Genomic DNA, 13,079 nt, shown 5'->3' on the forward strand with positions numbered 1-13,079 from the left:
ACTTTTCAATAGACGTATCGAAGATTTTCTTTGGATGTGACTCAGTCGAGCACCTCGGCGGCGGCGCGCTCGCCGGCGGTCACCGCGCCCTCCAGGTAGCCGCTCCACCGGGTCGCGGTCTCCGTCCCGGCCCAGTGCACCCGGCCCACCGGCGCCCGCAGCTCGGGGCCGTAGTCGCACCACGAGCCGGGGGTGAGCAGGCCGCAGAAGCAGCCGCGGGTCCACGGGTCGGCCGACCAGTCGTACTCGATCAGCTCCGCCGGCTCGGCGGCGGCCGGGCCGAAGAGCGCGACCAGCGCGTCGCACAGCGCGGCGCGGCGCGCGGCGTCCGGCAACCGGCGCAGCGCCCGGGCCTGCGCGCCGTAGCTGAACCCGGTGAGCACCCCGCCCGGCAGCCCGGGCAGCGAATTGTCCACCGTCTCGGTCAGCGGGCCGGTGTCCGTGGTGGCCACCCCGGAACGGCCGTCGGCGCGCCAGAACGGCGTCGGGTAGCGCGCGTGCACCTTCAACGCCGCGCCCATCGGCATCCGCTGGGTCAACCCGTCGCGCAACGCCGGCAGCGGCGGGTCGTAGCGGACCCGGCCGGCCAGCGCCGGGGCCAACGCGACCACCACCGCGTCGCCGGCGTGCACCTCGTCGCCGGCGCGGACCCGCACGCCAGCGGCGTCCTGCGCGATCGCCTCCACCGGCGCGCCCAGGCGTAACCGCCCCGGCGGCAGCGCGTCCGCCATCCGCTGCGCCAGCGCCGCCGGCCCGCCGACGATCCGGTCCTGCTGCGCGCCACCGGCCATGCCCAGCAGCGAGCCGGCCCCACCGCCGCTGCGCAGGTAGAACAGCATCTGCAACAGCGACACCTCGTCGGGGGAGGCGGCCAGCAGGCCACCGGCGAGCAACCGGCCGGCGTAGCGGGCGGTGACCGGGTCGCCCGCGGTGGCGTCGAGCCAGCCGCCCAGCGTCATCCGGTCCCACTCGGCCGCCCCGGTGGCCCGCCACGGCGCGACCGGGTCGACACCGGCCGCCAGCTCGTCCAGCGTGTCGAGCAGCCCGGCCAGCCCGGCCGGCTCCCCGGTCGCCGGCCGCCCGTCCAGCAGCCGCGTCGGCGCACCGACCGCCGGCGACGGAAAGGTCTCCAGGCCGTACGCGGCGACCAGCGCGTACATCCGGTCCTGGGTGGGGCCGATCCACTGCGCGCCGAGGTCGAGCCACCCGCCGCCGGGCAGCGGGCGGCTCAGCGTCCGGCCGCCCACCCGGTCCCGCGCCTCCAGCACCAGCGGCTCGGCGCCGGCCTCGGCCAGGGCGAGCGCGCAGGCCAGCCCGGAGAACCCCGCCCCCACCACGATCACCCGGCCGCCGCCCACGCGCCGGCATACCCCGATCCCGGCGAGAATCCCGCCCGCCCGGCGTGTCGAAACCGGCGTCCGCCGTTCGTGTGAAGGGTGGAGGGCGGCACCGGGCCGCCGCCGGGCACGAGGAGGAACCTGTGAAGCAGTACCTGATCAGCATGTACCAGCCGACCGGCGCGGACCGGCCGGACCCGGAGTTCCTGGCCGGGGTGATGCGCGAGGTCGAGGCGGTCGGCCGGGACCTGCGGTCGGCCGGGAGCTGGGTGTTCGGCGACGGACTGCACGAGCCGGAGACCGCCACCGTGCTGCGGGCGGCCGGCGACGAGGTGCTGGTCACCGACGGGCCGTTCGCCGAGGGCAAGGAGTACCTGGGCGGCGTCACGATCATCCGCGCGCCCGACCTGGACGCCGCGCTCGACTGGGGTCGCCGTTACGCCCGCGCCACCGGCCTGCCGATCGAGGTGCGCCCGTTCCAGGGCGAGGGATGACCGCTGTCGAACGGGTCTTCCGGGCCGAGTACGGCCGCGCGGTCGCCGTCCTGGTCCGCTTCCTCGGCGACATCGACCTCGCCGAGGAGGCGGTCCAGGAGGCGTTCGCGGTCGCGGTGCGGCGCTGGGCGGTCGACGGCCCGCCGCCCAGCCCGGCCGGCTGGATCGTCACCACCGCCCGCAACCGGGCGATCGACCGGCTGCGCCGCGAGTCCACCCGCGCCGCCCGGCACGCCGAGGCCGCCCTGCTGCACGCCGCCGACCCGCCCGCCGAGGAGGGGCCCGTGCCCGACGACCGGCTCCGCCTGATCTTCACCTGCTGCCACCCGGCACTGCGTCCCGCCGCCCGGGTGGCGTTGACGCTGCGCCTGCTGGGCGGCCTGAGCACCGCCGAGATCGCCCGGGCCTTCCTGGTGCCGGAGTCGACCATGGCGCAGCGCCTGGTCCGGGCCAAGACCAAGATCCGCGACGCCGGGATTCCGTACCGGGTGCCCCGCGACGCCGACCTGCCCGACCGGGTACGCGGGGTGCTGGCCGTGGTCTACCTGATCTTCAACGAGGGGCACACGGCCAGCGCGGGGGAGGAGCTGGGCCGCGCCGAGTTGGGCGCCGAGGCGATCCGGCTCGGCCGGCTGCTGGTGACGCTGATGCCGGACGAGCCGGAGGCGCTCGGCCTGCTCGCGCTGATGCTGCTCACCGAGGCGCGCCGGGCCGCCCGGACCGGGCCGGACGGGGTCGCGGTGTCGCTGCCCGAGCAGGACCGCGCGCGGTGGGACCGGGCGCTGATCGCCGAGGGGCAGGAGCTGGTGCGGCGGTGCCTGCGGCGCGACCGGCCCGGCCCGTACCAGATCCAGGCCGCGATCAACGCGGTGCACGCCGACGCGGCCACCGCCGCCGGCACCGACTGGATCCAGATCCTCGCGCTCTACGACCAGTTGACGGCCCGCGCACCGGGGCCGGTAGTGGCGCTGAACCGGGCGGTGGCGCTGGCTGAGGTACGCGGGCCGGCCCCCGCCCTGGCCGTGGTGGACCGGCTGGACCTGACCGGCTACCACGTGTGGCACGCCGTCCGGGCCGACCTGCTGCGCCGGCTCGACCGGCCGGCGGAGGCCCGGGCCGCGTACGACGCGGCGATCGCCGGCACCGCCAACGCGGCCGAGCGGGAGTTCCTGCGCCGGCGTCGCGACCGGCTCACCGGGTAGCGCCACGGCCGGTTGCCTGCGTCGACGCCGTGGCAGGGCGGCCGGGTGGCGCTACTCGTCGCGTAGCCGGCGCAGGATCCGGGTCAGCTCGGCCTGGTCGCCCGCGTCGAGCGAGGCGAAGAACCGTTCCGCCTCGGTGGCCCGGGCCGCCTGGATGGCGGCGCCGACGCGGTCGCCCTCGGCGGTCGGCGCGACGAGCGTGGCCCGCCGGTCGCCCGGGTCGGGCCGCCGCTCGACCAGGCCACGCTCCTGGAGCCCGTCGACCACCTCGGTGGCCGAGCGGGGCGCGATGCGCAGGTGCTCGGCGAGCGTGCCGGGCCGCAGCGCCCCGTGCCGCCGCAGCACGCCCAGCGCCCGCGCCTGCCCGGGGCTGATCTCCCACGGTTCCAGCGCGCGTTTGGTCTGGTGGCGCAGTCGCCGGGTCACCGCCCAGAACGTCTCGGCCAGGCTCTCCTCGTCGCTGCCGGTCACGGGAATACGGTAGCAGCATCTCCTGTTGTTCCCTCATGATGAGGTAACCTCAGCATTGTTGCCCGACAGAGGAGAACCCCTTGGCTCGCACCCCCGACGGCCGTGGAACCGGCCGAACCGTGTCCGCCGCCGAGAAGGCCCAGGCCCGTGACGTGTCCCTGCGCCGCATCGGCGGCCTCTTCACCGCCCACCGCGGCCCGCTCGCCGCCGTGGTGGCGATCATCGTGGCGTCCTCGATCATCGCGATGGCGTCGCCGTTCCTGCTGCGTACCGTCATCGACCGGGCCCTGCCCGACCGTGACCTGACGCTGCTGGCCTGGCTGGTCGCGGCCATGGTCGCGGTCGCCGCGGTGACCGCCGTGCTCGGCGTCGCCCAGACCTGGATCTCCACCCGGGTCGGCCAGGAGGTCATGCACCGGCTGCGCACCGACGTCTTCGCCCACCTCCAACGCCAGTCGATCGGCTTCTTCGTGCGCACCCGCACCGGCGAGGTGCAGTCGCGCATCACCAACGACATCGGCGGCATGCAGTCCGTGGTCACCTCCACCGCCACCTCGATCGCCGCCAACCTCACCACCGTCGTCGCCACCGTCGTCGCCATGCTGGCGCTGAGCTGGCGACTCACGCTCGTCTCGCTGGTCGTGCTGCCGCCCGCGCTCTGGCTCACCCGCCGGGTCGCCCGGCTGCGCCGCGAGATCACCGCCCGCCGCCAGCGGGAGCTGGCCGACCTCACCGTCACCATCGAGGAGGGCCTGTCGGTCAGCGGTGTCCGGCTGGCCAAGACGCTCGGCACCGGCACGGCCCTGGTCGACCGGTTCACCACCTCCTCGGCCCGCCTCGTCGACCTGGAGCTGCGCTCCGAGCTGGCCGGTCGCTGGCGGATGGCCGCCATGACGGTCGTCTTCGCCGCCATCCCCGCCGTGATCTACCTGGGCGCCGGCCTGCCCGGCACCGCCGGCACGCTCACCATCGGCACGCTCGTCGCGTTCACCGCGCTGCAGGGCAACCTGTTCCGCCCGCTGATGGGCCTGCTCAACGTCGGCGTCACGCTGACCGCCTCGCTCGCGCTGTTCGCCCGCATCTTCGAATACCTCGACCTGCCGGTGGAGGTCGCCGAGCCGGCCCGCCCGGCGACGCTGGACCCGGCCACGGTCCGCGGCCACCTGCGCGTCGAGGACGTCACCTTCAGCTACCCGGGCAGCGACACCGCCGCCCTCGCCGGCGTCAGCCTGGACGTCCCGGCCGGCACCAGCCTGGCCCTGGTCGGCGAGACCGGCTCCGGCAAGAGCACGCTCGCCGCCCTGCTCAGCCGGCTGCACGACCCGGACGCCGGCCGGATCACCATCGACGGCGTCGACCTGCGCGACCTGCGCCTGGCCGACCTGGCCGCCGTCGTGGGCGTGGTCAGCCAGGAGACCTACCTGCTGCACGCCACCGTGCGCGACAACCTGCGGTACGCCCGACCCGACGCCACCGACGCCGACATCGAGGCCGCCGCCCGCGCCGCCCGGATCCACCACGTGATCGCCGCGCTGCCCGACGGGTACGACACCATGGTCGGCTCCCGCGGCCACCGCTTCTCCGGCGGCGAGCAGCAGCGCCTGGCCATCGCCCGGACGCTGCTGCGCGACCCGCGGATCCTGATCCTCGACGAGGCGACCAGCGCGCTGGACACCGAGACCGAGCGCGCCGTGCAGCGGGCCCTGGACGAGCTGGCCCGGGGCCGTACCGTGGTGACCATCGCGCACCGCCTCTCCACGGTCCGCGACGCCGACCGGATCGCCGTGCTCGACCACGGCCGCATCATCGAGTCCGGCACCCACCAGTCCCTGCTCACCCACCAGGGCCGCTACGCCACCCTGCTCGGCTGACCGACCCCCTCCCCACCCGACCGCGAGGAACCGTCAGGTGTGTCGCTGTCCCACACCGCACCCCAGGACCGAAGCTCGCACCCCGACCACGGCCCAGACGAGTGACCGCCCAACCGGAACCGAACCCGTGAGCAAGGAGTTCGCGTCGGAGTCGATCTCCGCGGCGACGCCAACTCCTTGATCACGCCTGCCGCCCGCCCTGCCCGTCGATCTTGCAGTTACTGCCCCGGCAGAACGGCCGAAAACTGATATTTCGGGGGCCGTAACTGCAAGATCGCCGCCCTCGGGGTCGGAGCGGGGCCACGGGGATGCGTCGATCATGAAGTTGGCGGGGACGAAACGGACGAGGTTTGCCGTCAACTTCATGATCGACGCGCTGGGGTGGGGGTCCGGGGTGGGGGTGGGGGAGTAAGGGCTCCAGGGGGTGAACGTTTCTACCGGGGTGTCGGGGCGGGGGTTGCGGCGTGTGGTTGCCGGGGGTGCGGGGTTCCGGGGTGGTCGGCTCGGGTCTGTCGGGTCCGGTCGGGTGGGATCGGAGCGGCGGGGCGCGGGGGCGGCGGGTCGGGTGGGGTGCTGCGGTCGCGTTCCTGGGCGTACTCGATGCGCCGCCGGGCCAGGTCGCGCTCGCACTCCAGCGCGATGCGCTGCTCCCAGTACGGCTGGAGCAGCCGACGGACCCGCTCGTCCAGGTGCACCGTCACGTCCGGCTCGCAGGCGAACGACACCTCACCGCGAGCGTACGTCCAGGGTGGCGGATCGTCGGCGGCCAGCGCCGCGGTCAATGCGGCGAGCAGCTCGCCCGGCCGGTGCGGCGGCACCTCGACCGCGCAGCGGACCGCCAGGCGGCGCAGCCGCTGCGTGGCCTGCGGCTGGAAGTAGTCGACGTACCAGCCGAACAGCTCCGGCCGGGCGGTGTCGGAGGACCAGGTGAAGGTGGCGCGGACCAGGAACACGTAGACCTGTCCCTGCGCCGGCGCCACCAGCGGCTCCGGGAACCGCCGGTCGACGGTGGTCACCGGCGTTGCCGGCGCCTCCGACCACCAGAGCTGCCGCAGCGTCGGCTGCGCGCCGGCCCAGAACCTGCGGGTACGCGAGCGCGCCGCGTCCCCGAGCGCCCGCGCCCGGGCGGCCCAGCGTCGCCGCCGGCCGTCGACGGGTACGCCGGGCGTCGGCCGACGGCCGGGGTCGTCCGGCTCTCCGGTCATCGCACCCCCTCCGCCGGGCGGCAGCCACCCGCCCGGAAGTCGGGTTCGGCGGCTTCCGGGCCGGTCGGGCGAGGGGTGCGTGGATCGTCGTGTGCGGCGACCCGCGATCCAACCTAACAACCGGGGCCGGCCGTGTCGGGCAGCCGCGCGGGCGGCTCCTCGGGATACCTGATCGGCCGATCGGACGACGCCTCCCCTGGTCCTATCGGCGGGACTTGGAGCCGAGAGTCTGTTAGCGTGCTCATGCGGTCGGTCCCGTTGACGGGACCGACCGTCCAGACCGGACGCCGATCTCCGCGTGACGTCTTGATTCCGCCAGGTCGCGCTCCGTAGCGTGAGGCTCCGCCATCGGACCGACGGTGGGGCGCCGCCGGTCCGATGCAGCCGTCACTGTGGGGTGGGAATGCTGATCGCCGGAGCCGTACCGGTCGCGAGTGTCATGGCGGAGTTGAGTACCGAGCGGTCCCTGTTCCACTCCGAGGCCGACTTCCAGCACGCGTTCGCCTGGACGGTGCGCCGGCTCGACGGCGGCGTGCGCGTCCGCCTCGCGGTGCGGCAGGAGCAGCACGAGGACCTGGACCTGCTCTGCCACGGCCCGGGCGGCCGGACGGCGATCGAACTGACCTACGTCACCATCCGCTGGAACGGCGCCGACCCACGCACCGGCGAGGAGTACGGCCTGCGCAGCCACACCGCCGCGGAGATCGTACGGAATCGCTTCGTCGCCGACGTCGAGCGGCTGGAAGCCCTCTGCGGCACCGGCCGGGACGGGACGAACGGGCTGGCCCTCCTGCTCACCAACGACCACGCGCTGTGGCGGGCGCCCGCCACCGACCAGCCCACCCGGGACCGCGAGTTCCGGCTGCACAACGGCCGGCGACTCACCGGCGCGCTCCGGTGGGGCGTCGACGGCCGCTACTTCCTGCCGAACGAGCGCCACCTGACCGGCGACTACCGGCTCGACTGGCAGGACTTCACCCGCCTGCCCGGACGCCACGGCCAGTTCCGCTGGCTCGCCGTGCCGGTGGCGGGGCGGGACTGACCGGATGGGCGTGGAGGCGCGGCAGGCCGCCGGCCGGACCGTGGAGTTTCTCAGGTCCCTCGCCGAGCGGCGCTACGACCGGGTCTGGACCCCCGGCGTCCTCCGTCGTACCCCGGATGTGCAGGGCTTCGCCGTGTTCCACCGCGGCGGCCTGGCGCTGGCCCAGGTCGCGGTCGCCCCGGGAGACCCGACCCGCTGCCGCGTCCGGACGGCCTGCGCGGCCGGTGCCGACGTGACGGACGTGTCCGAGGCGACGGTCTGGGCGGACATCAGGAACCAGTTGACCGAAGAGGGCAACTACCGTTGCGTCGTCGCGCCCGACCGGCACGCCTGCCACGTGGTGTTCACCCGGGACCTCAGCGTCCCACCGATCGAGGACGCGACCGCGCCCGCTACGCGCTCCGCGCGCGATCTGCTCGACGGCGCGCTGGCGGCGTGCGTGCACAACGCCACCGCCGACTTCCGCGACCTGTCCGCCTACCTCGCGGCCCGACCGCTCGAGCCGACCGAGGCCGACGCCCGCACGCTGTTCGCCTGCACCCGGGGCTGAGCCGTCCGGCGGCGCGGCGTCGGCTCCACAGCCCTCCGCGGCCCCGCGAACTGGACGACGACCTCCGCTCCGCAACGGCGACGCCACGCCGGGCCGGGACGTCAGCGGCCAGCCAGGTCCCACCGGTGTACGTCAGCTCGTCCCCACCGCCGCGACCCGGAAGGCCCGCCGGTACGCCGATGGCGAGGTCCTCATCGCCCGCGCGAAGTGGTGCCGATAGGTCACCGCGCTCTCGAAGCCCGTCGCGGCGGCGATCTCGTCGATCGACGCGGTGGTCGTCTCGAGCAGCGCCAGGCTCGCCTGGATCCGCTGCGCGACCAGCCACCGGATCGGGCTGGTTCCGCTGGCGAGCTTGAAGTGACGCAGGTAGGTGCGGGTCGACATGTGCGCCTGCCGGGCGAGTTCGCCGACGGTGAGGGGCCGGTCGAGGTTGCTCATCGCCCACGCCATGCTCCGGCTGATCCGGTCGTCGTCGTGACCGACCGCGACCGGAGTCTCGATGAACTGCGCCTGTCCGCCGTCGCGGTGCGGCGGAATGACCAGCCGGCGGGCCACCGCGTTGGCGACGGTGGGGCCGAAGTCGGTGCGGATCAGGTGGACGCACAGGTCGAGCCCGGCCGCGCTGCCGGCGCTGCTCAGCACACCGTCGTCGTCGACGTAGAGGACGTTCGGGTCGACCCGGACCAGAGGGAAGCGTCTCTGCAGCAGCTCCGCGTAGCGCCAGTGGGTGGTGGCGCGCCGGCCGTCGAGCAGCCCGGCGGCGGCCAGCGCGAACGCGCCCGAACAGATCGAGACGATCCGGGCTCCGCGCCGGCGCGCCCGGCGCAACGCGGCGGTCACCGCGGGCGAGAGCGCGCCGTGCACGTCGCCGACCCCGGGAACGATCACAGTCTGCGCGGACTCGAACACGTCCAGCCCGTTGGCGGTGGACAGCGTGGCGCCGCCGAGCATCCGCACCGGCTCCGGGCGCTCGGCGCAGACCGCGAGGTCGTACCAGCCGACGTCGAGTTCCGGCCGGGGCAGCCCGAACACCTCCGTCACGATGCCCAGCTCGAAGGCGGACATCCCGTCGTAGGCCAGCACCGCCACGCTCCGGCCGGCGTCGTTCCCGGCGGGTGCCACGGTCATGGCGCGAACTTAGCGGATGTCGGCACTGTCGCCACTGCCCGCCGGACGACGCTTCGGCAAGCATCGAGGCCATGTCTTCCGTACTTTCCGCCGCCCCGGCCGATCCCGCCGCCGCGGCCGCCCACTTCGCCGCCCGACTGAGCTTCGAGACCGACGTCAGCGACGTGCACGCCGATCTGCACACCGCCGTGACCGGATTGCTCGTGGTCGACTCGCGCAGTGCCGAGGCGTGGGACCAGGGTCACCTGCCCGGCGCGGTGCACCTGCCCACCACGGAGGTCCCGGCGCGAGCGGCGGACCTGGTCCCGCCGGGCGCGGTGGTCGTCACCTACTGCTGGGGGCCGGGTTGCAACGGCGCCACCCGTGCCGCGCTGGCCTTCGCCCGACTCGGTCACCATGTCAAGGAGATGCTCGGCGGATACGAGTACTGGGTGCGGGAGGGTTTCCCGGTGGAGAGCGCCGCCGGTGTGGTGAGCCGGCCGGTCGACCCGTTGACCGCGCCGCTGCGGGCGGCGGCCGGCTGCGGCTGCTGAGACGCGGCGCCCCACTCCGGGCGCCCGTCATACTGTCCCGGATGGCCGTGGTCGTGCGTACCGAAGATGGTTGTCGCCTGTGGGCCGACCAGGCCGGCGCCGGGCCGCCGCTGGTGCTGTGTCACGGCGGTCCGGGCATGTGGGACTACCTCGGCCCGGTCGCCCGGCTGCTCGACGACCGCGTCCGCGTCATCCGGTGGGACCAGCGCGGGTGTGGGCGCTCCGAGCGGCGCGGGCCGTACACGGTCGACCGTTTCGTCGCCGACCTCGACGCGGTCCGCGAGCAACTCGGCGGTCCCCGGGTCGCGGTGCTCGGCCATTCGTGGGGCGCGCACCTGGCCCTGCGGTACGCGCTCGACCACCCCGAGCGGGTCAGTCACCTGGTCTACGTCTCCGGCACCGGCATCGACCCGGAACGCGGCTGGCACCCGCACTACGAGCGGAATCTCCGGCGGCGGCTCGAACCTCATCGGGACCGGTGGGAGGCGCTGGAGGCCGGCCCGCACACTCCGGCCGTGGAACGCGAGCAGGCGGTCCTGCAGTGGTCGGCCGACTTCGCCGACCCGGACACCGCGCTGCGACACGCCGAGGACATGGCCACGCCCTGGCTGGGTCTCAACCGCGACTGCAACCGGGCCGTCAACGCCGAGGTGAAACGGGAGCTGAGAGAGGCCGACCTGGCCGCGCGGTGCCGGGCGCTCGACCTACCCGTGCTAATTATCGACGGCCCGGAGGACATCCGTCCCCGCTCGGGAGTCGACTCGCTGCACCAAGCGCTGTCGAACTGCGAGCGGGTGAGCCTCCCCGGATCCGGTCATCTGCCGTGGGTCGAGAGTCCGTACGACTTCCGTCTAGCGGTCACCACCTTCATCGACGCGACGGCGTGAGCCGTCGTCCGAACCTGAATCGGTAGCGGCCTGTCGATGAGCTCGGTACGTACGGGTACCCCCGTCCCGTCGACGGGACGGCTAGAGTCTTCGCGTGACCGACCGGAAACTGCTCTTCTTGACCTGCAGAAGCAGGCCAAGAAGCTGGAAAAGGACCTGCGGGAGCAGGCCGAGTCAGTCGACGAGCTGCGCCGCGACGACGACGCGCTCACCGTCGCCGGCATCTACGCGCCCGGTCGGGATCTCGGCAAGGTGAGTGCCGACCTGATCGCCGACGAGCACGCGCCGCACCTGGCCGACTTGCGCTACAAGGAGCCGGGGCTGGCTAAGCGGGCCGACTGGGAGCAGATGTGGGACCTGCAACGGCAGGAGGACGCGCTGCCCGACGAGGCCGCGAAGCGGGAGTTACGCAAGGGGATCCCGGTGCCGCCGAAGTGCACCTCGGCGGATTTCCTCAAGGGCGGCTACTGCAAGCACTGGGGCAAGCTCGACGTAACCCAAGGACGCTTCGTCTTGTACCCCGATGCCCGCCGCGACGGTGACCCATCCCTGCTGGTCGGCTGGGCCGGCCGGGACCACCGCGAGCATGCCCAGGCCCTCGCCACCCCGGTCGTCGCCCGCGAGCAGGAGGATGGCTGGGCCGCCGACCGGCTCTTGCCGCTGGTCGCGGGATTGCGCGAGATCCTGCCCTGGGTACGCCACTGGTACGGCGAGTTCGACCCGACGTGGGGTGCCTCGCCGGCGGACATCTACGCCGGCTTCCTTGCCGAGACGACCAATCGGCTACACCTCACCGATGAGGCACTCACTTCGTGGCGCCCGCCGAAGGCCACCAGCGGCCGCAGAACCAAGCAGTGAACGAGTAGTAGGCGCCCCGTCCATCCCCTCGCGCACGTCAGGAGTCGGACAATGAACGACGAGATTCAGCTGATCAGTGACGGTGACGGGCTGGCGGTCATCGGTGATTCGGCCGCCGTCGAGCGCTTCCTTGTCTCCGAGGGACTGCCGTCGAAGGACCTCGGACTGCGTCGGCTCGGGCCTGCTCTCCACGCCGGGGCCGCCGTAGTGCAGGCGGGTTCCGACATCGCCGCCCACTCGGGTCGCTGGATGAAACTGACCAAGGAGTCCGCACAGCTCGTGCAGAAACACGGACTGACGCCGACCAAAACGCCGGGCGTCAGCCACGCCATGGTCGGCAAGCCCGGCTCAATCAAGTCATGGCTCCAGTTTGACAAGGCGTCGGTGGCGGGCAACCCGGCGATGCTGGCCGGCGCCGCCGGCATCATGGCCCAGCTTGCCATGCAGCAGAGCATGAAGGAGATCACCGACTATCTCGCCGTGATCGACGAGAAGGTCGACGACGTGCTTCGCGCCCAGAAGGACGCGGTGCTGGCTCGCATGATCGGAGTCGGCCTTGTCATCGAGGAGTCCATGACCGTCCGGGATGCGGAGGGTCGGGTCGACGAGGTCACGTGGTCCAAGGTGCAGGGTGCGCCGGCGGCGATCGCCGAGACCCAGGCTTACGCGCTGCGTCAGCTCGACGCGCTCGCGGAGAAGCTGGAAAGCAAGGCCTCGATAGGTGACCTCGCCAAGGCGGCCAGGGAGGCTGAGTCGAAGGGCCGCGAGTGGCTCGCCGTCCTGGCGCGCTGCTTCCAACTGCAGGACGCGGTCGCCGTGCTCGAACTCGATCGGGTGCTGGACGCGTGCCCGGAGGAGCTGGACGGGCATCGCCTCGGGCTGAAGACTGCCCGGCAGAACCGGCTGGACCTCATGTCACGGTGCACCGCGCGACTGCTCGACCGGATGGATGCGGCCGCCGCCAGGGCCAACACCAAGGTGCTGTTGAATCCGATGGACTCGCCGGCGGTGGTGCAGTCGAGCAACCAGGTCTCGATCGCCATCGTCGACTTTCACGGGTTGCTCGGTATCGAGGGCGACCGCCAGTCGTCGGAGGCGAGGCGATGGGCGGACGCGGCGAAGGAGGTGCGGGATAAGGCCCTTGACACTGGAGCCGAAGGCGTTGGCGCCGCTGTGCGCCTGGGCAACGAGACGCTCGACCGGGCCAAGTGGGTGACCGGAAGGCTCTCCAGCCGGATCGCCGAGCGAACCCTCCGCCGCGGCGGCAGCGACGAGGAAGATTCGGGCGGGCGTGCCGAGTCGAACAACTGAGCCCCGGAACCCAGCATGGTCTCCCGACCCCCTTCCGGGTACCAGATCAGGAAGGTTCACCCCATACGGGGCAGGCTGCGGCGGTACACCCTGGACAAGCCGCTGACGTTCCGGTGTGTGACCTGCCGGCGCACCACCATGTCGAACTCCGTCGTGACGGTCTCCGGTGACTGGTCGCAGTTGCTCTGCA

The 13,079-nt window shown here is 73.2% G+C and carries 13 protein-coding genes; 9 read left to right on the top strand and 4 right to left on the bottom strand.

Going from position 1 to position 13,079, the window contains the following annotated elements; all coding sequences use genetic code 11:
• Positions 1-41 precede the first annotated feature (41 nt).
• Complete coding sequence (locus H1D33_RS07445) at positions 42-1,358, bottom strand: flavin monoamine oxidase family protein (RefSeq protein ID WP_181568772.1); 1,317 nt, start codon at positions 1,356-1,358, stop codon at positions 42-44.
• A 122-nt stretch (positions 1,359-1,480) separates the two neighbouring features.
• Here H1D33_RS07445 and H1D33_RS07450 point away from each other — a divergent pair, with 122 nt between their 5' ends.
• The gene (locus H1D33_RS07450) at positions 1,481-1,831 is read left to right on the top strand and encodes a YciI family protein (protein ID WP_181568771.1); all 351 of its coding nucleotides are present in this window, start codon (positions 1,481-1,483) and stop codon (positions 1,829-1,831) included.
• Positions 1,828-3,033, top strand: coding sequence for an RNA polymerase sigma factor (locus H1D33_RS07455; RefSeq protein ID WP_181568770.1), 1,206 nt, complete (start codon positions 1,828-1,830; stop codon positions 3,031-3,033). Before H1D33_RS07450 ends, H1D33_RS07455 begins: the two co-directional genes overlap by 4 nt.
• Before the next feature lie 51 nt (positions 3,034-3,084).
• On the opposite strand, the gene H1D33_RS07460 is transcribed toward H1D33_RS07455, so the two are convergent.
• Complete coding sequence (locus H1D33_RS07460) at positions 3,085-3,504, bottom strand: MarR family winged helix-turn-helix transcriptional regulator (RefSeq protein WP_181568769.1); 420 nt, start codon at positions 3,502-3,504, stop codon at positions 3,085-3,087.
• A gap of 119 nt (positions 3,505-3,623) precedes the next feature.
• On the opposite strand from H1D33_RS07460, the gene H1D33_RS07465 reads away from it, so the two are divergent.
• Positions 3,624-5,375: an ABC transporter ATP-binding protein gene (locus tag H1D33_RS07465; RefSeq protein ID WP_246411565.1), complete on the top strand. Its 1,752-nt coding sequence runs from the start codon at positions 3,624-3,626 to the stop codon at positions 5,373-5,375.
• Positions 5,376-5,809: 434 nt separating this feature from the next.
• Here the strand turns inward: H1D33_RS07465 and H1D33_RS07470 are convergent, their stop codons facing one another.
• Positions 5,810-6,580 (bottom strand): hypothetical protein, encoded by a 771-nt coding sequence (locus H1D33_RS07470; protein WP_246411563.1) that lies wholly within the window; start codon positions 6,578-6,580, stop codon positions 5,810-5,812.
• Positions 6,581-7,019: 439 nt separating this feature from the next.
• On the opposite strand from H1D33_RS07470, the gene H1D33_RS07475 reads away from it, so the two are divergent.
• Entirely contained in the window at positions 7,020-7,622 is a 603-nt protein-coding gene (locus H1D33_RS07475; RefSeq protein ID WP_307755366.1) for a hypothetical protein, read from the top strand.
• 4 nt (positions 7,623-7,626) lie between these two features.
• The gene (locus H1D33_RS07480) at positions 7,627-8,172 is read left to right on the top strand and encodes a hypothetical protein (protein WP_181568766.1); all 546 of its coding nucleotides are present in this window, start codon (positions 7,627-7,629) and stop codon (positions 8,170-8,172) included.
• 132 nt (positions 8,173-8,304) lie between these two features.
• On the opposite strand, the gene H1D33_RS07485 is transcribed toward H1D33_RS07480, so the two are convergent.
• Positions 8,305-9,300 carry a helix-turn-helix domain-containing protein gene (locus H1D33_RS07485; RefSeq protein WP_181568765.1) on the bottom strand — a complete coding sequence of 332 codons (996 nt, stop codon included), beginning with the start codon at positions 9,298-9,300 and terminating at the stop codon, positions 8,305-8,307.
• 71 nt (positions 9,301-9,371) lie between these two features.
• On the opposite strand from H1D33_RS07485, the gene H1D33_RS07490 reads away from it, so the two are divergent.
• From H1D33_RS07490 to H1D33_RS07505, 4 genes are read left to right on the top strand one after another with little or no spacing between them, the layout of a single operon-like run.
• Entirely contained in the window at positions 9,372-9,833 is a 462-nt protein-coding gene (locus H1D33_RS07490; RefSeq protein WP_181568764.1) for a rhodanese-like domain-containing protein, read from the top strand.
• A 41-nt stretch (positions 9,834-9,874) separates the two neighbouring features.
• On the top strand, positions 9,875-10,720 hold the full coding sequence (locus H1D33_RS07495; RefSeq protein ID WP_181568763.1) for an alpha/beta fold hydrolase: 846 nt from the start codon (positions 9,875-9,877) through the stop codon (positions 10,718-10,720).
• Positions 10,721-10,756: 36 nt separating this feature from the next.
• Complete coding sequence (locus H1D33_RS07500; protein ID WP_181568762.1) at positions 10,757-11,578, top strand: DUF7008 domain-containing protein; 822 nt, start codon at positions 10,757-10,759, stop codon at positions 11,576-11,578.
• A 51-nt stretch (positions 11,579-11,629) separates the two neighbouring features.
• On the top strand, positions 11,630-12,889 hold the full coding sequence (locus tag H1D33_RS07505; protein ID WP_181568761.1) for a hypothetical protein: 1,260 nt from the start codon (positions 11,630-11,632) through the stop codon (positions 12,887-12,889).
• Positions 12,890-13,079 lie beyond the last annotated feature (190 nt).

It is taken from the genome of Micromonospora ferruginea, assembly GCF_013694245.2.
Taxonomy (GTDB): Bacteria; Actinomycetota; Actinomycetes; order Mycobacteriales; family Micromonosporaceae; genus Micromonospora; species Micromonospora robiginosa.